Source organism: Microbispora sp. ATCC PTA-5024 (genome assembly GCF_000511135.2).
Taxonomy (GTDB): domain Bacteria; phylum Actinomycetota; class Actinomycetes; order Streptosporangiales; family Streptosporangiaceae; genus Microbispora; species Microbispora corallina.
Genome location: NZ_KI866522.1, coordinates 1,462,830 through 1,483,536, shown reverse-complemented (window position 1 = coordinate 1,483,536; position 20,707 = coordinate 1,462,830). Strand labels below are relative to the sequence as shown.

Below are 20,707 nucleotides of genomic sequence, written 5' to 3'. Positions count from 1 at the left end.
CGGGCGGCGCGGTCACTCGCCGCCGGCGTCCTCCGACGGCGGCGACAGGCTCTCCTCGACCCCGAGGACGTGCAGGGCGGCGTGCAGGCGGGCCCGTTCCGCGTCCCGCGCCCGCAGGGCCCGGTACACGGCCCGGTGCTCGCGCAACGTGCGCTGCACGGCCTCCGGATCGGTCATGCCGCGCCAGATCCGGGCCCGTACGGTCCGGCCGGACATGTTCTGGATGACGGCGGCGAGCACCGCGTTGCCGCAGTGGGAGACGATCAGCGAGTGGAAGTCCTGGTCGAGGGCGACCAGCTTGCCGTGGTCGACCGCGCTGTCCGCGGCCAGCCGCTCGGCCTCGTCGAGCAGGTCGCCCAGGACGGCCAGGTCGGCGTCGGGGATGCGGGCGGCCGCCAGCGCCGTCGCCTCCGGCTCCAGGATCCTGCGCACGTGCAGGAACTCCCCGGCTCCGGCGTCCTGATGGAGGTCGGCGACGAAGCTCATGCCGTCGAGCAGCAGCCCGGGGGAGAGGCTGGTGACGTACGTGCCGTCGCCCTGCCTGGTCTGCAGGACCCGCATGGCGATCAGCGCGCGCACGGCCTCGCGCAGGGTGTTGCGGGCGACGCCGAGCTGCTCGGCCAGGTCCTTCTCGACGGGGAGCTTCTGACCCGGGCGCAGCTCCCCGTCGATGATCATCTGCTTGATCGTGTCGACCGCGCTCTCGATGACGCCCACGTCAGCCTCCCCATCGCAGGCCATCAGGGTAGCGGTAGCCGTCGACGGAGCCGGCGTGCATGCGCGCGCCGTACCCGGGGGCCTCGGGCAGGCGGTAGCGGCCGCGCTCCACCCGTACGGGGTCGGTGAAGTGCTCGTGGAGGTGGTCGACGTACTCCAGCACGCGTCCCTCCAGGCTGCCGCTCACGCAGACGTAGTCGATGACCGACACGTGCTGCACCAGTTCGCACAGGCCCACGCCGCCGGCGTGGGGGCACACCGGGACGCCGAACTTGGCCGCCATCAGCAGGACCGGGACGATCTCGTTGACCGACGCCAGCCGGCAGGAGTCGACCTGGCAGAAGTCGATCGCCCCCGCCTGCAGGAGCTGCTTGAACATCACCCTGTTGTGGCAGTGCTCCCCGGTGGCCACCCCGACGGGGGCCACCGCCTTACGGATGGCGGCGTGGCCCAGCACGTCGTCGGGGCTCGTCGGCTCCTCGATCCACAGCGGCTCGTACGGCGCCAGGCGGTTGACCCACGCGATCGCCTCCGGCACGTCCCACACCTGGTTGGCGTCGATCATCAGCGTCCGGTCGCCGATCTCCTCGCGCGCGATCGCCAGCCGCCGCATGTCGTCCTCGACGTCGGCGCCGACCTTGAGCTTGACGTGCGTCCAGCCGTCGGCGACCGCCTCCCGACACAGCCGGCGCAGCGTGTCGTCGTCGTACCCCAGCCAGCCGGGTGAGGTCGTGTACGCGGGGTAGCCGTACTCCGCCAGCACCGCGACGCGCTCCTCGCGCGTCGGAGCGAGCCGCGCGAGCATGTCGACCGCCTCGGCGGGCGTGAGCGCCTCGGACAGATAGCGGAAGTCGCACGCCGCGACGAGGTCCTCCGGCGACATGTCCGCGACGAGGCGCCACAGCGGCTTGCCCGCCCTGCGGGCGGCCAGGTCCCAGGCGGCGTTCAGCACGGCCGCCGCGGCCAGGTGCACCACGCCCTTCTCCGGGCCCAGCCAGCGCATCTGGCTGTCGGACATGATCTCCCGGTAGAGGCCGCCGAGGTCCGCGGCGAGCTCGTCCACGTCCCGGCCGGCGAGACGCGCCCCGATCTGCCGGGCGGCCGCCACGCACAGGTCGTTGCCGCGCCCGATCGTGAACGTCAGGCCGTACCCCGCCAGGTCGTCGTCGCCGGTCTCCAGCACGACGTACGCGGCCGAGTAGTCGCCGTCAGGGTTCATCGCGTCCGAGCCGTCACGCGTGGCGGAGGTCGGGAACCTGATGTCGATCACGTCCACCGAGGTGATCGTCGGCATGGAGGGCTCCAATTGATCCGATGAATATTGACTGAACAGTAGGGTGACCTGCGGCAGAGGTCAAGCATGAGGGGACATTTCGCTCCGACGGCTTTACTTCAACCCGATGAATCTGCCAGGCTCGGGCACGGCACACCTGTACGGCGACCATGCGGGGGAGGCGACCGTGACGCGACACGACGACCTGGTCCGGCCGGCCGCGGCCACCGGCACCGCTCCGGCACCTGGCACGAGAGGCCCACGACGCACCGTGACCCGCATCGACGCGCACCATCACCTGTGGGACCTGTCCCGGCGTCCGCAGCCCTGGCTCGATCCGGCCGAGATGGCGCCCATCCGCCGCGACTTCGCCCTCTCCGACTACTCCGCCGCCGCGGGCGAGGCGGACATCGGCGCCTCCGTGCTCGTCCAGGTCCTGCCCGACGCGGAGGAGACGCGGGAGTTCCTCGCGCTGGCGGCCCGGTCGGCGACCGTCGCCGGGGTCGTCGGCTGGGCCGACCTGACCCGCACCGGCCTCGACGGCGAGCTCGCCGCGCTGGCCGCCTCGCCCGGCGGGCACCTGCTGCGCGGCGTCCGCCACCTGGTCCAGGGCGAGGCCGACCCCCGGTGGCTCGCCCGCGACGACGTCCGCGCGGGGCTGCGGCGGGTGGCGGCCGCCGGCCTCGTCTACGACCTGCTCGTGCTGCCCCACCAGCTGCCCGCCGCGATCGAGACCGTGCGGGCCGTGCCCGAGCTGAGCTTCGTCCTCGACCACCTGGCCAAGCCGCCCGTCGCGACCGGCGAGCTCGAACCCTGGGCCGGGCTGGTCCGCGAGCTCGCGGCGGAGCCGAACGTGACGGCCAAGCTCTCCGGCCTGATCACCGAAGCCGTCTGGGACCGGTGGGACGCGGCGGCGCTGCGGCCGTACGTGGCGGTCGCGCTCGAGGCGTTCGGGCCCGGGCGCCTGATGTTCGGCTCCGACTGGCCGGTCTGCCTGCTGGCCGGCTCACTGCCCGCCTGGGCCGAGACCGCGGGGGAGCTCCTCACGGACGCCGGCCTGACCTCGGCCGAGCGGGACGCGGTCTTCGGCGGCACCGCGGAACGGGTGTACCGGCTGGAGGTGTGAGGGCTCGCAGGCCCGCCGGACGGGTTCCCGGGCCGGGGCGGCACCGGCATCCGCGGTGCCAGCACTCCCGGCCGCGTCTCGAATGAGTGTGAAACTTACATCTCGCTCGCCGCCGCCTCCGCGTGATCGTGCGGAGCGGCCGGACGTCCTCACGAGGTGGTCCCCGGGGAGAGCGGACAGCCGCCTCCCGCCGCCCCTGCCATCGTCAGCAGGAGGTATGCGATCCGAGCGGCACGCGGGGCGACCGCAAAGGGCGGACCCCCGCGGCTGCGGCCGTCGGGTCCGAGCCGGAGCGTCCGCACAGGACGCGGAGCCCGGTGTGATGAATCCGAAACTTCTGTCTTGACGGGCCGTCGCGGTCCACAGGTAATTGGTACCTATACCTCCCAGAGGTGATCTCCCTCCTCTTCGGCTGTCCGGCGTCGGGTCCGAGAGATGTGAGCGCTAACACCCCTGGCGAGGACCCGTGTCGTCATCGTCGCTCAGCCGCTGTCACCTGTTCCTCCCACGGGTGGCCCCGGCACGCCGGAGCGGCGGCGCAGAAGGGATGAGCCCATGAGTCCGCCTGGTCACGTGGCACGTCGCAGGCGCCTGTCGCCCCTGTTCAGCCTGCTGGCGGTGGTCGCGCTCACCGCGAGTCTCCCGGCCGTCGCCTCGAGTCCGGCCCACGCGTCCACGAGTCAGTTCAGGGGCGTCAACTGGGCCGACGCGAGGGACAACTTCGTCAACGGCGTGCTCTACGTGTCCGGGCTCGGCCCGTCCGACACCTACTCCTCGGCGGCCACCGTCGCGGACAGGGTGGTCGGGCAGCTGTACTCGATCACCGGGGCCAACACCGTGCGGATGCCCGTCAACGAGCCGACCGTCTCCGGTTACTGGGGGACGTACACCGGGGCCATCGACACCGCGCTCGGCAAGGGCAAGGTCATGCTCGCCTACTGGGCGTACAGCGGCGGCAAGCCGGGCAACATGACCGCGTTCTACCAGATGTGGGACAAGGTCGTCGCGAAGTACGGGAGCAACCCGAACGCCTACTTCGAGGTCATCAACGAGCCGTACGGCTACGGCGCCGCCGACCTCAACAACATGTACAACGCCTGGCTGGCGAGGTATCCGAGCATTCCGCGTGACAGGGTGATCCTCGACGGCGCCGGCCTCGCCACGAACGTCGCAGCGGTCGGCGGCGACAGTCGTCTGAACGGCACGCTGCTCGCCGTGCACGACTACACGATGTTCGTCACCCCGCCCTACGACGACGAGACCACGTGGGCGAACCACCTCGGCGGATTCGTCGGTGCGTACGCCGACCGGACCGTCGCCACCGAGTGGGGCGGGCCGATGGGCCCCGGCAGCAAGTACGACATCCAGTGGGACGCCATCGACTACAGCGTGCCGAGCGGGTCGTACTTCGCCGACTACATCCGCGGGATCAGCGGCAAGCTGCGCAGCCTCGGCATGGGCGGCGTCTACTGGCCCGGCCTGCGCGACAACGACTGGTACAGCCTGACCAGGAAGAGCGGCAGCGGCGCCGGCATCAGTCTCTCGACGGTGAACCCCTCAGGGGTGACCCGGCTGCAGTACGCCTGGGGCGTGGGCAACGGGGGCGGCACCTACGTGCGGATCCGCAACGCGAGCACCGGCCTGTACGTCGACGGCGGGGGCGGCACCGCCAACGGGTCGGCCGCCGCACAGGCGGGCGACACCACCAGCCAGAACGAGCAGTGGATCGTCGAGACCTCGGGCACCTACGTCCGCATCAAGAACCGCGCCACCGGCCTCTATCTCGACGGCATGGGCCGTACGGCCAACGGCTCCGCCGTGGGCCAGTACGCCGACAGCGGCAGCGCGAACCAGCAGTGGTCGGTCGTGACCAGCGCCAACAACGTGCGGATCAGGAACCGCGCCACCGGCCTCTATCTGGACGGCATGGGCCGTACCGGCGGCGGCTCGGGTCTCGGCCAGTACGGCGACAGCGGCAGCACGAACCAGCAGTGGAAGATCGTCGCGGCAGGCTGACACGACTCCTCCGCGCCGCCGCGTGGCCGGCGGCGGGGGTGTCACGCCCGCGACGCCGGCTGGACGCGTGGTGCGCGTCCAGCCGGCGCCGCGGATCAGGGCGGAACCCGCCCCTCACGGGTCGCCGGTCAGCTCCGGGTCCACTTCTGGCTGGTCGTCCCGGTGCAGGACCACAGCTGCACCTTCGTGCCGTTGGCGGTGCCGAAGTTGCTCGCCTCCATGCACTTGCCCGACTGCACGCCGGTGACGGTGCCGTCGGCGTTGACGTTCCACTGCTGGTTGGCCTGCCCGTTGCAGTCCCAGATGATCACCTGGGTGCCGTTCGCGGTTCCCTGCCCGTTGGCGTCCAGGCACTTGCTCCCGTACACCTGGAGCTGCTTCGAAGAGGTGTACGTCCACTGCTGGTTGGCGCCGCCGTTGCAGTCCCACAGCTGGAGCTGGAGGCCGTTGGTCGTGCTCGCGTTCGGGACGTCCAGGCACCGGTTCGCGTTGACGTTGCGCAGGGGCGACGTCGACGCCGAGGGGGTGGGGGTCGGTGAAGGAGTGCCTCCCGAGGGGGGCAGGACGGTGATGGTGAAGGTGTCGTCGATCGCGGTGTGCGGCAGGTTGACGGTCGTGGCGTTGCCGGACAGGGTCACGGTCGTGTCCTGGACGGTGACCGGTCCCTGGACGGCACCGCCGTTGTTGTAGGGGATGCGCTCGACGAGCACGCGGACCTGGTTGTTCTGCACGACGCCGCTGGTGGTGTCCAGTCGCTGCAGGTTGACGGCGACGTTGCCGGTCGTGGTGCCGCCGCCGACGAGGACCTTGGCGTTCCCGGTCGCCTTGGTGGCGAACGCGTCGTAGTTGGAGCTGGGGGTGACCGAGGCGATCTGCCCGGTCTGGGAGCCGTAGAAGCGGTAGACCCACCACTCGCCCTTGGGCTGGTAGTTGCCCGACGAGTCGTGGAGGAGAAGGCTGGCCAGGTCGTTGTGCAGGTTGCCCCCGCTGGCCCAGTTGGCCCGCAGGCCGTCGGCGCCGGCCCGCTCCAGCCGGGCGATGTACCACGCGCCGTCGGCCGGGTTCTGCTCGTTGGACGCCCCGTACTCGTTGATCTGGTACGGCCGGGGGTGCGCGATCCCGCGCGAGTCGAGGGTGGTGTTGGCGGTGGCGACGTTGCTCACCGGGTCGCCCGGCAGGGAGTGCCAGCTGACGATGTCGGGGACCACGTTGTTGGCCTTGACGTAGTCGAGGTACTGGGTCCACCAGCCGCTGGTCGAGGGCACGCCCGCGAGGCTGGGGCCCACGATCAGATGGGAGGGGAAGGCGGACCGGATGCGCTGGTAGGCGCGGCGCCACATCTCGAAGTACTGCGACTGCGGGCGGTTCCAGAACAGGGTGATGTTGGGCTCGTTCCAGATGTCCCACATCACCGGGGCGCCGCTCGCCTGCACGTCGTTGATGAGGCGGGTGAGGAAGTTGTCGTAGTCGGTCCAGTCGCCGTTGTCGCCGGGGAAGCGGGAGATCGGGTAGCCGTCGGCGCCCCACAGGTCGTGGACCAGCAGGACGAACTGGCCGCCCAGTGAGCGGGTGCGCAGGAGCTGGGCGCGGGTGGCGTTCCACCTGCGGTCGTACTTGCCCGACACCCATCCGCCGGGGCTGTCGAGCTGGGCGCCGCCGGCGCGCATGTACCGGTACTTCACGTCCGTGAAGAAGTGGTCGGGGGGGTTGGCGGCGTTCTCGGTCATGCCGTAGATCCACCCGGACGCCCGGTAGGTCGGGGCGGCGCCCGCGACCGAGAAGTTGACGCTGATGGACTGGTCGGCGGCCTGCGCCGGCCCGGCCGCGACGACGGACGCGGCGGCCAGCGCGCACGCGGACAGCAGGGCGGCCAGGACGCGCCGGCGCCTGCGCCGTCTCATGGGTGTGACGTCCACTGGTGACTCCTTGCACTGGTGGGTGGGGGGATCGCAGGACGGGCCGGAGGTCCGTCCTGGGGCATGTGGCGCCGCCTCGGCGGGCGGCGGCGTGACCGGTGCCGGGCACGGGGGGACCTGCGGGGGTGGGCGGGTGCCGGAGGGCCGCGGCCCGGGCGCGGTGTTCGGGGCGGGGCCCTCAGCGGAGGCCCGGCTTCCTCAGCCCGGCGCGATCGTCCCGAGGCGGGGCGAGGTGCGCGCGCACGGTCCGCCGGACTTTCCGAAGCCGGCCCGCCTCGCGCTGAGCGGGCACGGGCCGGTGCCGCGTGACATCCCGGCTCGGCGGGCGGTCTCGCCGATGTTCATCTCGCACTCCTCGCGAATGGGTTCGGGTGCCGCTTCCCCCGCCTGAGCGGCCCGCTCGCCGGAAGGCTCACCGGCATTTCGAGATGGCTGTCGAATCGGTTCGCAGGAAGCCTAGATCTCCCCCTCGGCAGATGTCAATGGCGGATGTCGCGGACGTCAACGGCGTGTGTCGTCGCTGTCCGGAAACCGTTGCCCGTACGGGAGGACACGGCGTGGCGGCGCGTGTGCGCGGTCAGCGGAGCCGGGTTGAGCCAACCGGGTGATGTAGTCGAACCGATTCACCAGCAGGGGTGCAAACCGCCCTCGCCGGCACCCGTGCCGAAGAGCGTGCCGGGGCCGCGGCCCCGGCACGCTCTCGTCCGCCCCGTCAGGGGCTGGTGCAGGTGGCGGTGGGGGTCGCCGCCGAGCCGTTGGCGGTGAAGCCGAAGGTGGTGGAGGAGCCGGCCCCGAGGGAACCGTTGTAGGAGGCGTTGCGGACCGTCACACCGGAGCCGGACCCGCTCAGCGTGCCGCTCCACAGACTGCTGATGGTCTGCCCGCCCGGCCAGGTCCACGTCACGGTCCAGCCGTCGATCGGCGAGCTGCCCGCGCGGACCGTCACCGTGGACTGGAACCCGCCCGGCCAGGTGTTGGTCGTCTCGATGGTCGCCGAGCACGCGCCGGTCACCGGTGGGGTCGGCGACGGGGACGGCGACGGCGTCGGGCTCGGGGTGGGTGTCGGTGTCGGGGTGGGTGTCGGTGTCGGGGTGGGTGTCGGGCTGGGGGAGGGAGTGGATCCGCCGCCGGTGATCCGGTAGGTGACCAGGGAGCGCGCCGGCACGGTGGCGGTGAACGTCCCGCCGGACAGCGCGATGCTCGGCTGGGCGGCGATGTTGCTGCCGCCGTTGGTCAGGTACGGCGTGACCGTGCCGGTGGTCGTCCCGGTGTTGCTGAGGGTGTAGCCGGCCGAGATGGCGCTGCCGGCGGTGTTGAGGACCACGACCACGACCGAGCCGTCGCTGTTGCGGTAGGCGCTGACCTTGAGGTTGCCGTCACCCGTGGTGGCCCCGACCCGTACGGCGCCGGGGCGGATGAACCGGCTGTACTGGGCGAGTGCGTAGTAGCGCTTCGACGGGGTCAGCGTCGAGCCGCTCAGCCCGACCAGGGAGCTGTCATGGCTGGTGCTGCTGATGCCCCACCAGTACAGGAACGCGTTCAGGTTGGCGCCGGTCATGCCGTTGTGGATGTTCTGCGCCCAGGTGATCCCGGACGCCTCACCGGTGCTGTCCCAGACGTTGGTCCACGTGTTGCCGTTGATCGACCATTCGGACTCCCACAGGTGGCGGCTGCCCGTGCCGACGGGCGAGGTGGGCGCCCCGGAGTAGCCGTGGCTGGTGAACAGCCCGACCGCGGAGTCGGCGGCGGAGTTGGCCGTGACCGCGCTGACGTAGCCGGGCAGCTGGTTGAAGCCGAGGGTGTCGCAGCACGCCACCTTCGTGGGCAGGCCGGACGCCCTCATGGCCGGGCCGAAGACCGACAGGAAGCTGGTGGCCTGTGACGTGTTCACCAGCATGCTCGAGTAGCTCGTGGTGAGCGTGGGCTCGTTGACGAAGCCGACGGCGGAGGGCGTGACCCCGGCCTGCGACCAGTACTTGGCGTGCTGCACGAGGTAGTTCGCGTAGGCCTGCCGCCAGTCGCCGCTGCCGCACGAGGCGCCCGGGGTGCCGCACAGCGAGCCGCCGTTCGACTCGCTGCCGTTGGTCTTCATGAAGCCCGGCGCGCTCCACGCGTCGTTGTAGAAGGTCGAGACGCCGTAGGTCTTGGCCTGCTTGGCCAGCCACAGCTGCCCCTGGTCCTGGGCGTCGTCGCCCTTCCACACGTACGCCGGTGTCGCCGACGGGCTGGACGGGGCCTTGGGCTCGATGGAGCCGGAGTCGGAGGGGATGAGGCTGCGCAGGATGCTGAACCCGGCGCCGTTGGTCGTGCTGAACAGCAGGTCAAGCGCCTGCTGGCGGGCCGAGCCGCCGAGGTTGCGGATCGAGTTGGCCTGGCCGAACGCCTCGGAGACGCCGAAGCCGTCGATGGTCTGGTAGGTGGTGCCGCCGTTCACGGCGACCGCGGACGCGGCGTTCGCGGGCCCCTGGGGGATCAGCACGAGCGAAGCGGCGCCGAGGAGTCCGGCGACTCCTGCGGCGATCCGGCCGCGTCGTCTCCGGCGGGTTGATGTGGACACGGATTCCTCCTTCTGGCCGTCCGGACGGGCATCCGCGCGGACGGCGTCGCCGGCGGTCGCGTGAGCCGGCAGGACGGGGGTGGGCCGCCTCCGCATGCGCTCGGAGGCGGCCCTGTCATCTGGTGCGGGGTGTGATCTCCCCGGGGCTACCGGTAGCCGGCCGCGACGATGTTGGCCTGCACCGCGCTCTCGGTGGCGTCGCTGGGATAGCCGGAGGTCATGACGCCTTCGTAGAAGGTGCCGGCGGAGCCGTGGCTGTTGTCGCCGCCGATGCCCAGGATGATGGCGCCTTCCTTCTTCATCGGGTTGTAGCCCGACACGTTCGGGCGCTTCCCGTCGTAGAAGGTGGACAGGCCGCCGGATTGGGCGTTGCCGCCGCGGATGGCCCAGTGGTTGGACTCGCCCTTGATGATCGCGGTGAGGTACCGGTAGTTCACGGTCGGGTCGTTGGCGTTGTAGCCGGCGTTGACGCCGGAGAACAGGCCGTTCTCGAGGTCGGCCATGATCCAGGGGCCGTTGCCGGTGCCGTAGCCCCAGACCTTGATGTTGCCGAAGTAGATGGCTTCCATCGTGCCGTTGCCGTTGTCGCGGCTGTTGGTCTCGGCGTTGCCGTAGTCGAAGCAGCAGCCGCCGTTGTAGTGGGTGCCGTCGAAGATGGCGTACATGCCTTCGGGCTGGTCGCCCTTGGCGACGCCGTTGGTGGCGTTGTTGCGGTAGCCGGTGCCCGCCGCGACGTACACGCCGTAGGCCTTGTGCCCGCCGACGGTGGTCGGGGCGGCCTTGGCGTCGGCCAGGTTGTCGTAGCCGCCGGCGGCCGGGCCGGCGAACCCGCCGGGAGGTGCCTGGGTGAGGCGGTTGTTGCGGCCGGACTGGTCGTAGATGACCGTGATGACGCAATTGGTGTTGGCGCAGAAGGAGTCCTGGGCGGCGGAGTCGGCGACCCCGCCGGCGCTGAGGACGCCGATGTCGCGGGTGGTGTTGTCGGAGGAGCGCCGCACCTGGTACAGCGGGCCGGTGTAGGCGGCGTACAGGGCGCGGGTCGTGCTGTGCGCGGCCACACACGGGGTGCCGCCGGAGGCGTAGATGTCACACGGCTGCCTGGTCGACGGCGACGGCGACGGCGACGGCGTGGGTGTCGGTGTCGGGGTCGGTGTCGGTGTCGGGGTCGGTGTCGGTGTCGGGGTGGGGGAGGTGACCCCGCCGGTGCAGGTGACGCCGTTCAGGGCGAAGCTCGACGGCGCGGGGTTGGAGCCGTTCCAGCTCCCGTTGAATCCGAAATTCGTGCTGCCGCCGGTGGGGATGGTCGCGTTGTAGGAGGCGTTGGTGACCGTGACCTGGGAGCCGGACTGGGTGTAGGTGCCGTTCCACAGCTGGGTGACGGTCTGCCCGGCGGGGAACGACCAGGTGAGCCGCCAGCCGTTGACCGGGTCTCCGAGGTTGCTGATGGTGACGTTGGTGCCGAAACCGCCGGGCCACTGGTTGGTGACGGTGTAGGTGACCTGACATCCGGCGGCGGCGGCGGACGCGGCGTGCGTCCCCGCCACTCCGGCGGCGGCCGTCACCAGCGTGGCGACGGCGGCGGCCGACACGCTCAGGCGCCGGCGAAGAGAGCTGACATGTCGCACAGGAGTCTTCCGTTCTCACGGGATGTGGTGTTCTCCGCGAGCGCGACGTCGCGCTCGCCTGTCCGCGGGCCGATCCGGCTCGGCCCGCGTCCGGCTACGAGCTCGTGCAGGTGATGCCGCCGGGGGCCGCCGAGCCGCTGCCGTTGGCCGTGAACCCGAAGGTCGTCGAACCGCCGCCGGCGACGGCGCCGTTGTAGGAGGCGTTCCTGACGGTGACCGCACCGGTGGTGCCGGTGTTCACCCCGTTCCACAGGCTCGTGATCGTCTGCCCGCCGTTCAGCGTCATCGACACGGTCCAGCCGTTGAGCGCGGACGACCCGGTGTTGCCGACGGTCACCTCGGCCTGGAAGCCCGTGCCCCAGTCGTTGACCAGGTGGTACGTCGCCGTACAGCCGGCGGGCTGGCCGCTCGGCGTGGGCGACGGCGTAGGTGTGGGCGTAGGCGTGAGCGTGGGCGACGGGGTCGGCGTGGGGGTCGGCGAGGGGGTGGCGCCGCCGCTGACCCGGTAGACGACGGTGCCGTGCGCCGGCACGCTGGCCGTGATGGCGCCGGTGCTGGTGCTGGTCGCGTTGGTCCACGCGTCGCGCAGGGTGAACGAGCCGCCCGACAGGCCGACCGCGGACGCGGTCGTGCTGATCGTGGTCGTGCTGCCGCCCTGGTTGAAGAGCGCGACCGCGACGTCGCCGTTGCTCAGGTTCTTGGCCAGCACGCGACGGGTGCCGTCGTTGCTGATCTGACGCGCCTGCTGGGCGAGGGAGTCCTGGTTGACGGCGATCAGGTTCTGGTTCTTGAGGATGGTCGTCGTCGCCGCGTCCATGCTGCGGATGTCGTTGCCGGCGATGAGCGGTGAGGCCATCATCGCCCAGAGGGCGAAGTGGCTGCGCATCTCGGTGTCGTTCATGCCGCCCCGGCCGATCTCCATCATGTCGGGGTCGTTGAACGCACCGGGCTTCGCGTACGACGCGAGGGGGACGGTGACGTTGACGATGTTCTGGATGCCCATCGGGTAACCGTTGGTCTGACCGGTGTCCCACTTGTTGGTGATGTCCTCGGTCGTCCGCCACATGTTGGCGACATCGCCCCAGTTGCGCTGCGGTCCCGTCTTGGCGTGGATGCTGTTGGGGTTGATGCTGTAGACGATCTGCCGCCCGCTCGCCGCCAGCGCGTCGCGCATCTTCGCGAACGTGTTGACCTGGTCGGTGATGGTGCCGTTGGGCGAGCACCAGTCGTACTTCAGGTAGTCGACCCCCCAGGCGGCGAACTGCCTGGCGTCCTGGACCTCGTGCCCCTGGCTTCCGGTCGCCCCGGAGTAGCTGCCGAAGTACTGCGCGCAGGTCTTGTCCACCGGCACCTCGTAGAGGCCGAATTTGAGCCCCTTGCCGTGCAGGTAGTCACCGAGCGCCTTCATGCCGCTCGGGAACCTCGACGGATTGCCCTGCAGGTTTCCCGCCGAGTCACGAGTGGGGTTGAACCAGCAGTCGTCGACGACGACGTATTTGTAGCCGAGGTCGCGGAGGCCGGAGCTGACGATCGCGTCGGCCATCTGCTTGATCAGCGTCTCGGAGATGTTGCAACCGAACGTGTTCCAGCTGTTCCAGCCCATGGGGGGTGTGCGGGCCACCCCGTTCTCCAGGGCGCCGGCCTGGTCCTGCAGGGCGACCAGGCCGCCTATGAGGATGCCGGTGCCGAGCAGAGCTCTCACCTTGCGCACGGGTCCTCCTTGGGGTGAGCGAACGGATGTGTGGCGGAAGCGGGCGGATCGCCGCTTCCGGGCGGCCGGCACCGATGGTGCGGGTGCCGGCCGCTCGTGATGAACGACGAGGTCAGGTGCCGGTGCGGGCGACCGTGGAGGTGAGGCCGGACGCCGTGGTCCCGCCGGCCGCGATCGGCCTGTCGCCCGCGGCGTACGGCGTCACGGCGGGCCCGGACAGGGTCCGCGCGCCGTTCCGCGGGTGAGGGGATCCGCGCCTCATCACGGGCCTTCCTCGCCGCTACCTCGACATATGTAGCCAGACGGGCAGAGCGCGTGCTCGTCCTCGGCGGGATGGAGGTGAGGTCCTCGTCGCACGTCGCGGATCGGAGGAGGAGACCGTCGACGGCCGTGACGCGGATCAGGTTCTGTTAGCGCTAACATTTCCTTTCGCGCACCGGGCCTTCTCTTCATCGGTGATTGGTGGTGGTGCGGCGGAGCAAATACGACGCCGCCCGGCCCCGTCAAGCCGTGCCCCCGGGCCTCCACCCCACGGAAGGCGTACCACCGCCCTTACCGGCCCTGTCACCTCACCCCCACGACGGCTTGTGGTGAAAGTTTCAGTTGTGGTGTGGGCTCCCGGCGTGGACGTTCTGCGGCCCTTTCCGGAGTCCCCCGGTCCGGCGGGATCAGTACCGGGCGCCCACGGGGGCCGGGAGGGCGTCGAGCTCGGCGAGGTCCGACGGGGACAGGCGGACGTCCGCGGCCGCCGCGTTGTCGGCGAGGTACCTCGGGGTCTTGGTACCGGGGATGGGGACCACGTGGGGGCCCTGGGCGAGGAGCCAGGCGAGGGCGACCTGCGCGGGGGTGGCGCCGATCCGGTCGGCGACGTCGCGGACCCCGGCCGCGATGCCGAGGTTGGCGCGCAGGTTGTCCTGCTGGAAGCGCGGCAGACGCCTGCGGTGGTCGTTGTGCGGCAACTCGTCGAAGGAGGCGAAGCGGCCGGCGAGGAAGCCGCGGCCCAGAGGCGAGAACGGCAGGAAGCCGATGCCCTGCCGCTCGCAGTACGGCAGGACCTCGGCCTGGACGTCGCGGGTCCACAGGGAGAACTCGGACTGCACGGTCGTGACCGGGTGCACGGCCTGGGCGCGCCGGATCTCCTCGACGGTGACCTCCGACAGGCCAAGGTGGCGGGCCTTGCCGGCCGCGACCGCCTCCGCCATCGCGCCCCAGGTCTCCTCGATCGGGACCGCGGGGTCGACGCGGTGGAGCTGGTAGAGGTCGACGTGGTCGGTGCCCAGGCGGCGCAGGCTGGCGTCGATGGAGGCGCGGACGTGCTCGGGCCGGCCGTCGCTCCCGATGACGGGGAGGTTGTCCTGGCCGCCGGTGGGGTCGGCGACCACCCGGCCGACCTTGGTGGCGAGCACCGCGCGGTCGCGCCGGCCGGCGAGGGCACGGCCGACGAGTTCCTCGTTGGTGTGGGGGCCGTAGACGTCAGCGGTGTCGATCAAAGTCACGCCCAGGTCGAGGGCCTGATGGATGACGGACACCGACGCGGCGTCGTCCCGCGGGGTGGCCATGTCGTACATGAAGCTCATCCCCATCGCGCCCAGGCCGATGACGCCGACCCGCGGTCCGTGGGTGCCGAGTGTGGTGGTGCGCATGCTGTCTCCGCCTTCGTACGGGAGCCGGGGGCTGCGTTGTCGCAGCCCATGAAGGAGCCGACGAGGATCGAGATCCCGTGCGGCCTGTTCACCCTCGCGCCTCCCGGCGTCCCGTTGCAGGCCGCGCGGTGCGGGGGAGCGGCGTGCCAGGCAGTGACAGGGCCCCCCACGGCCGCTTCACCCCGGTCAGCGGGCTGGCACACTGGCTGCGTGAGCGCTGACCAGCAAAGAAACGACCTGGCGGGGTTCCTGCGCGCCCGCCGCACCCAGCTCACCCCCGAGCGGGTCGGCCTCCCCACCGGCCCGGGGCTTCGCCGCACCCCCGGGCTGCGCCGCGAGGAGCTCGCCACTCTCGCCGGGGTCAGCATCGACTACTACACCCGGCTGGAACGCGGCAAGGAGACCCATCCCAGCCCCGCCGTCGTCGACTCCCTGGCCCGCGCGCTGCGCCTGGAGGGCGACGAACACGAGCATCTGCGCAGGTTGGCCGCCCGGGCCGCCAGGAATCCGTCCGAGCCGCCCACCGCGCCCAGCCGCGCGGTGCGGCCCGGGGTCGCGCTTCTGCTGGAGAACCTGAGGCCGAGTCCCGCCTACGTCCTGAGCCGGACCCTCGACGTCCTCGCCGCCAACCCCGGCGGCCTGCATCTGTACGCGGGCATGGAGGGCTGGCCGGTGAAGCAGCGCAACCTCGCCCGCTACTACTTCCTCCACCCCGCCGCCCGCGGCCTGTTCCCCGACTGGGACACCCGGATCCGCGGCTGCGTCGCACGCCTGCGTGCCCTGGCCGGCACCGACCCCGACGCCCCCGACCTCGCCCAGCTCGTCGGCGAGCTGCTGTTGAAGAGCGCCGACTTCGCCAAGCTGTGGGAGCGCTACGACGTCCGGGCCCATCGCCCCGGCACCAAGCACTTCGTCCACCCGCAGGTCAACGACCTCACGCTCGGCTACCAGTCCATGCAGCTCGACGGAACACCCGGCCACCGCCTCGTGGTCTACTACGCCGACGTCGCGAGCCCCGACCACGACGCCATGGTCCTGCTCGACATGCTCGGCGGCCGGCACGACCCAGAACCCGCCGACCGAGGCGCCGGCACGGACGCGCGCGACCGGGCGCGCTGACCTCAGGTGGCCGCCGTGCTCACCGAGGGGGTCGCGGCCGGAGTGGCGGGGCCGCCGGGGTGCGCCGGCTCGGCGGTGGCGAGCATGAACACGGTCGCCCCGGCGGCGACGACCACGCCGGCCAGCAGCGTGTGCGCGCGGGCGCGGCGGAGCTTCGCGTGGACCTGCCAGACGTGGATGAAGTCGAGCAGACGGCGCTGGTAGGCGTCGCTGATCGCGATGTTGGCGCGGGTCCGCTCCAGGGCGCTCTCCCAGGCGCGGCGCCGCGCGGGATCGCCCTCTTCGGCGAGCTTGGCCCGCAGGCCGGCCGCGATCTGCCGGTGCCGCGTGAGGCCGGCCACGTCGCGGGCCACCGAGCCGTAGAAGGCCTCGGGCGAGCGGGCGATGAGTTCGCGAAGCGGCTTGAGCTCGGGCTCGTCCAGGGTGGCGAGTGTCGTGATGGGCGGGATCAGCACGTCGCTGGTGCGCCAGATCGCCCAGCCGACCCCGCAGAGCGCGACGAGCAGGCCGAGCCCCGCCAGGGCCGCGTGGCCGGCGTCGGGCACCTTGCCGATGGCGACGAGCGGGCCGCCGCCGAGGAGCGCGGCCCCGACCGCGCCCGCGGAGGCGAGGATCCATTTGGCGGCCGCGCGCAGGTCGGGGATCGAGTCCAGTGGCGAGGGGAGCGTCTGCTGGACGTCCGGCCGCGATGGGGGAGAGGTCACCGGTCGTCGTGCCCCTCGTCCTTGACCACGGGGCCCGGGCTGGGACCGTCGTCCGACAGCTCCAGGTAGGGCTGCCAGGCGCTGCCGTCGTAGAACTCCACTTCCCCGGTCTCGCTGATCCGCAGGGCGTTGACGGCGGGCGTCTGCTCGGGCGGGTTCCCCATTGGCCAGAGTATTCCAGGCTCGCGAGGGGTGTGCGAGAGTCCGTCCGGGGAGGGGAGGCCGCCGGTGGAGACGCTGTGGTTGGAGGTCCGCGACTTCACGCGGGCGGACTCGGGGATGGAGTGGCACTGGACGCTGCGGGACGCGGACGGGCGGGCGCTGGGGGAGCGGCGCGCGGCGCTGCCGGGCGACGACTGGCGCTACGACGCCTTCACCGATCTCCACGGCTACCTGCGCCGCTACGCGGGGCCGTACGACGACCGGCAGGCCGGCGCCGAGGAGATCATCGCGCAGGTGGCCGCGTGGGTCGGCGAGCACGCGTACGGCCCGCTGACCGGCGCTCTCACGCGCCTGGCCCCCTGCGAGGTCGACATCCGGCTTCCCGGACAGGCGCACGCGCTCGCCTTCCTCCCTCTGGAGCTGCCGCTGCGCGCCCTCGGCGTGACCGTCTGCATGGACCTCGGCTTCCCGGCCGTCCGCACCGGCGGCGGGCGAGGGGTGCGGATCCTCGCGCTGTTCAGCCTGCCCGGTGTGACGGCCGCGATGAACCTGCGCCGCGAGCGCCGCCGTATCGCCGGCCTGGTGGAGCGGCTGAGGGCCGGCGGGCGGGACGTGGAGCTGCGCGTGCTGCAGTACGGCGTCACCCGGCGGCGCCTGGCGGAGGCGGTCGCCGAGGGCGGGTGGGACGTGCTGCACCTGTCCGGGCACGGAAGCGGCGGCCTCATCACCCTGGAGGCGGAGGACGGCGGGCGGGACCCCGTCTCTGGTGACGACCTGGCCGAGCTGCTCGCGCCGCTGCGCGGGGCGACGCGCCTGGTGTTCGCGTCCGCGTGCGAGTCGGCCACGCACGAGGCCCGGGCGGAGCTCCTCCGGCTCACCGACCCCGGGGGGCAGGGCTACCTGCAGATCTACCGGCGCTCTCCCGGCGTCGCGCCCGCACTCGCGGAACGGCTCGGCTGCCCGGTCATCGGCATGCGGTTTCCGGTGGCCGAGCCGTTCGCCGCCGGGCTCGCCGAGGACCTGTTCGCGGCGCTCCTCGACGAGGGGCTCTCCCTGGCCGAGGCCCTGTCCCCTGTCAGAGCCGGTCCGGATCCCCGGCACGCGCCGTCGGCCGCCGGTGTCACCGTGTTCGGGCGGGACGCCGCGGCCGTCCGCCTGACCGCGCCGGCCGGGGACGCCCGGCCGCCCCTCACCGCCGGCATCCCGGGCCCGCCGGAGCGCTTCGTGGGCAGGGTCGGCATGATGTCCCGCGCCAGCCGGGCCCTCGCCCCCGGCAGCGGGCTCCCGGCTGTGCTCTTCCACGGGATGGCCGGAGCCGGCAAGTCGTCGTGCGCGCAGGAGCTCGCCCACCTGCACGCGGGCGGATTCGACCAGGTCGTGTGGTTCGGCGTCCCGGACGAGCCCGCCGATCCGCTCATCACGCTGGCCGATCTGGTGATCGCGATGGAACAGGCCGTGGACGGCCTGCGCTTCGTCGAGCTCCTCGGCGACGCGGCGAGCCTCGCCGACGAGCGGCGGGGGCTCGCGGCCACGTTCGGCGAGAAGCGCCTGCTGCTCGTCGTCGACGGCTGCGAGCCGCTGCTCGACGCCGCCGGGGAGTGGCGCGACGAGCGCTGGCGGCTGCTCCTCGACATGCTCGCCGCGCACACGGGACCGGCCAGAACCGTCCTCACGTCCCGCCATCGGCCCGCGGCGCTCGACCCGGACCGGGTCCTCGTCGAGACCGTGGACACGCTGCCGGACGCGGAGGCCGCCCTCCTGGCGGCCGAGCTGCCCAACCTGGGCATGCTGGCCGAGGGCACGTCGCCGCAGCTCACTCCGGAGTACGCCGCCGGCCTGGCCCGCAGGGTCGTGGCGGCGGCGCACGGGCATCCGACGCTGCTGGAGCTCGCCGACGCGCAGGCGGCCACGCCCGAGGTCCTGCTTCCGCTGCTCGGCATGGCGGAGAGCGTGTGGGCGGGGCAGGCGGGCGACTATCTGAGCGTCCTGCGGTCGTGGACCCTGGAGGTCGTCGGCCGGCTCGCCGCCCCGCAGCGCCTCATGGCGCTCTTCCTCGCCTGTCTCGAACCCGCCGACCGCACCTCCGACACCGTCGCCCGGACGTGGAACGGTGTCTGGCAGACGTACGGCGAGGGCGACGCGCCGAGGGCCGTGGAGGCCGCGGGCCCGCTGGTCGGCCACGGGCTGGTCTCCATCGAGGGGGAGGACGCGGAACCGGGCCTCAGGCTGGGCGTTCACCCGGCCGTCGCCGCCGCGATCCGCGACCACGCCGACCCCGCCGTACGGGAGAGCATGGACCGGTCGCTGGCGCACGACCACGACGTCATGGCCCGCCAGGCGATCCGCCGGGCGGAGGAGGGCGGCAGCACGGCGGAGGCCGTCGCGGCCACCAGGACGGCCCTGCCCTACCTGCTTCGCAGCGGGATGTGGGAGGAGGCCGCGTACCTCCTGGAGCCGCTGCTGCTGACCGACTACTCCCCGGAGACGCTCCGCTGGGCGCTGACGCCGCTGCGCCGATGCGCCGGGGCTCTGAAGGGGACCGAGCTCGAGATTCCCGTCAGGGCGAACCTGGCCCGGGCGATGCAGGCGGTCGACTCCCGCGCGGCCGGGGACCTCCTGTCGTCCCTCTACACGGCCGCCCTGGAGAAGGGGGACGACGCGGCGACCGTGGCGGCCTCCGGCGACCTGATCGACATGTGGCTGGTGAGCGGGCGGGTGGCCGAGGCCCTGGCCCTGGCCGACCGGACGGTCGAGTACACAGACAGGCGTGATCTGTGGATGCGGATCGCCGTCCGGGCGCAACGCCAGCGCATCCTCCTCGCGCTGGGCAGGGCGGAGGAGGTCCTGCCCGAGGTGTACCGGTTGATGGAGGAGGCGGGCGGCCCTCCGGAGCCCGGTGGACACGAGAGCGGCGGCCAGGTCAGGCCCTGGACGGCGTGGGAGATGCTGCTGAGGTCCGGCCAGGTCGCGGCCGGCGACCTCGGCAGAGGCGAGGAGTCGCTGGAGCTGGGCGGCCGGATCGTGCGGTCCCAGCTGCGACGGGGCGCGAGCGACCTCGACCTCGCGCGGACGCGTTTCGAGAACTCCGCCGTGCTGATCGGCATGGGACGGCACGACGAGGCGCTGCAGGAGCTCCATCACTGCCGGCAGGTGTTCGAGAAGGCGCGGGACAAGGAGTATCTCGGGAAGACGCTCGGCGCGCTCGCCGCCGTCCGGATGGCCCTCGGTCACGAGGAGCCCGCCCTGTCCATCGGCGCCGACGCCCTGCGCTACTCCTACCTGGCGGGCAACGCCCACGACATCGCCATCGCGCACAACAATCTCGGGGTGTTCCGGTTCCTCCAGGGCGCGCCCGGGTCGCTCACGCACCTGCTCGCCTCGGCGCTCCTCGCGGCCCTGGCCGGCCGGACGGGGGTGGACACCACCGTCCGTGTGGCGGCCGCCCGGATGAGCGGCGCCGTCCCCGACCGGGTCGCCGCCTCCCGGGCTGAGCTGTGCGCCGCGGCGGGCGGTCCGCTCGCCGAGGCGCTCGACCGGATCGGGTCTGCCCGGGAGCAGGAGGAGGCGTTCGACGTCGTCGTCCACCGGCTGCTGCCCGCCGCCGTCGCGCAGCTCGCCCCCTACCTGGTCATGTGGGACACCGTCCTGGAGGGCATGCACGCGGCGGCCGGCGGCGACCACGAGGCCGCGACCATGGTCCGGGTGACGTTCGCCGGCAACGAGGACTACCAGGACCTGATCACCGCGCTGCGGGCGATCGCCGCGGGAGAGCGGCACAGCGGCGTGCTGTCCGGGCTGGGCGTCACCGAGCTCGCCGTCGCCCGCCGGGCGATGGACGTGTTCGACGGACGCGTCCGGCTGCCCGCCCAGCTGTGGCGGTCGATGCCCGTCGCGACCCTGCTGTTCCGGGCGGTGGCGGCGGCGCTCGGGGACGCCGGCGCGGCCCGGGCCGTGGCGGACGAGCTGCTCCTCCGGGAGGGTGACCACCTCCTGGCGGGTGTCGTCGACACCCTGCCCAAGGTGCTCGCGGGGGAGCGGGGGCCGCGGTTGCTCGACGGGCTGACCCCGGCGCACGCCGCCGCGGTCGCCGCGGCCCTCGACCGGATCGAGGCCGCCGAGCGCGTGCTCTGAACGACGT

Annotated in this window: 14 protein-coding genes; 4 read left to right on the top strand and 10 right to left on the bottom strand. The window is 72.2% G+C overall.

The genetic code is table 11. The features are described 5' to 3' along the window. Positions 1 to 12: 12 nt before the first annotated feature. Together MPTA5024_RS06635 and MPTA5024_RS06630 are read right to left on the bottom strand one after the other, a co-directional pair. Positions 13 to 717: a FadR/GntR family transcriptional regulator gene (locus MPTA5024_RS06635; protein ID WP_036320793.1), complete on the bottom strand. Its 705-nt coding sequence runs from the start codon at positions 715 to 717 to the stop codon at positions 13 to 15. Position 718: 1 nt separating this feature from the next. Continuing rightward, positions 719 to 2,011, bottom strand: coding sequence for an enolase C-terminal domain-like protein (locus MPTA5024_RS06630; protein ID WP_036320791.1), 1,293 nt, complete (start codon positions 2,009 to 2,011; stop codon positions 719 to 721). 166 nt (positions 2,012 to 2,177) lie between these two features. On the opposite strand from MPTA5024_RS06630, the gene MPTA5024_RS06625 reads away from it, so the two are divergent. Further along, entirely contained in the window at positions 2,178 to 3,116 is a 939-nt protein-coding gene (locus tag MPTA5024_RS06625; protein WP_232326248.1) for an amidohydrolase family protein, read from the top strand. 555 nt (positions 3,117 to 3,671) lie between these two features. Continuing rightward, positions 3,672 to 5,132, top strand: a complete 1,461-nt coding sequence (locus MPTA5024_RS06620; RefSeq protein ID WP_036320785.1) for an RICIN domain-containing protein — start codon at positions 3,672 to 3,674, stop codon at positions 5,130 to 5,132. 128 nt (positions 5,133 to 5,260) lie between these two features. Here the strand turns inward: MPTA5024_RS06620 and MPTA5024_RS06615 are convergent, their stop codons facing one another. The 6 genes from MPTA5024_RS06615 to MPTA5024_RS06595 all read right to left on the bottom strand — a co-directional run bounded on the left by MPTA5024_RS06615 (position 5,261) and on the right by MPTA5024_RS06595 (position 14,584). Next, on the bottom strand, positions 5,261 to 7,048 hold the full coding sequence (locus MPTA5024_RS06615; RefSeq protein WP_084369461.1) for a ricin-type beta-trefoil lectin domain protein: 1,788 nt from the start codon (positions 7,046 to 7,048) through the stop codon (positions 5,261 to 5,263). 712 nt (positions 7,049 to 7,760) lie between these two features. Beyond that, positions 7,761 to 9,605: a cellulose binding domain-containing protein gene (locus MPTA5024_RS06610; protein WP_198166975.1), complete on the bottom strand. Its 1,845-nt coding sequence runs from the start codon at positions 9,603 to 9,605 to the stop codon at positions 7,761 to 7,763. Positions 9,606 to 9,751: 146 nt separating this feature from the next. After that, entirely contained in the window at positions 9,752 to 11,230 is a 1,479-nt protein-coding gene (locus MPTA5024_RS06605) for an arabinofuranosidase catalytic domain-containing protein (protein ID WP_036320783.1), read from the bottom strand. Positions 11,231 to 11,324: 94 nt separating this feature from the next. Then, positions 11,325 to 12,941 carry a cellulose binding domain-containing protein gene (locus MPTA5024_RS06600; RefSeq protein ID WP_198166974.1) on the bottom strand — a complete coding sequence of 539 codons (1,617 nt, stop codon included), beginning with the start codon at positions 12,939 to 12,941 and terminating at the stop codon, positions 11,325 to 11,327. A 112-nt stretch (positions 12,942 to 13,053) separates the two neighbouring features. Beyond that, positions 13,054 to 13,203, bottom strand: a complete 150-nt coding sequence (locus MPTA5024_RS40660; protein ID WP_157099311.1) for a hypothetical protein — start codon at positions 13,201 to 13,203, stop codon at positions 13,054 to 13,056. 406 nt (positions 13,204 to 13,609) lie between these two features. Beyond that, on the bottom strand, positions 13,610 to 14,584 hold the full coding sequence (locus tag MPTA5024_RS06595) for an aldo/keto reductase (RefSeq protein ID WP_036320782.1): 975 nt from the start codon (positions 14,582 to 14,584) through the stop codon (positions 13,610 to 13,612). 210 nt (positions 14,585 to 14,794) lie between these two features. On the opposite strand from MPTA5024_RS06595, the gene MPTA5024_RS06590 reads away from it, so the two are divergent. Continuing rightward, entirely contained in the window at positions 14,795 to 15,703 is a 909-nt protein-coding gene (locus tag MPTA5024_RS06590; RefSeq protein ID WP_051457771.1) for a helix-turn-helix transcriptional regulator, read from the top strand. Positions 15,704 to 15,705: 2 nt separating this feature from the next. Here the strand turns inward: MPTA5024_RS06590 and MPTA5024_RS06585 are convergent, their stop codons facing one another. After that, complete coding sequence (locus MPTA5024_RS06585; protein ID WP_063794628.1) at positions 15,706 to 16,407, bottom strand: hypothetical protein; 702 nt, start codon at positions 16,405 to 16,407, stop codon at positions 15,706 to 15,708. After that, the gene (locus MPTA5024_RS40655; RefSeq protein ID WP_157099310.1) at positions 16,404 to 16,571 is read right to left on the bottom strand and encodes a hypothetical protein; all 168 of its coding nucleotides are present in this window, start codon (positions 16,569 to 16,571) and stop codon (positions 16,404 to 16,406) included. The genes MPTA5024_RS06585 and MPTA5024_RS40655 overlap by 4 nt, the downstream gene beginning before the upstream one ends. 64 nt (positions 16,572 to 16,635) lie before the next feature. Here MPTA5024_RS40655 and MPTA5024_RS06580 point away from each other — a divergent pair, with 64 nt between their 5' ends. Then, entirely contained in the window at positions 16,636 to 20,700 is a 4,065-nt protein-coding gene (locus tag MPTA5024_RS06580) for a hypothetical protein (protein WP_036320780.1), read from the top strand. The last annotated feature ends 7 nt before the right edge of the window (positions 20,701 to 20,707 follow it).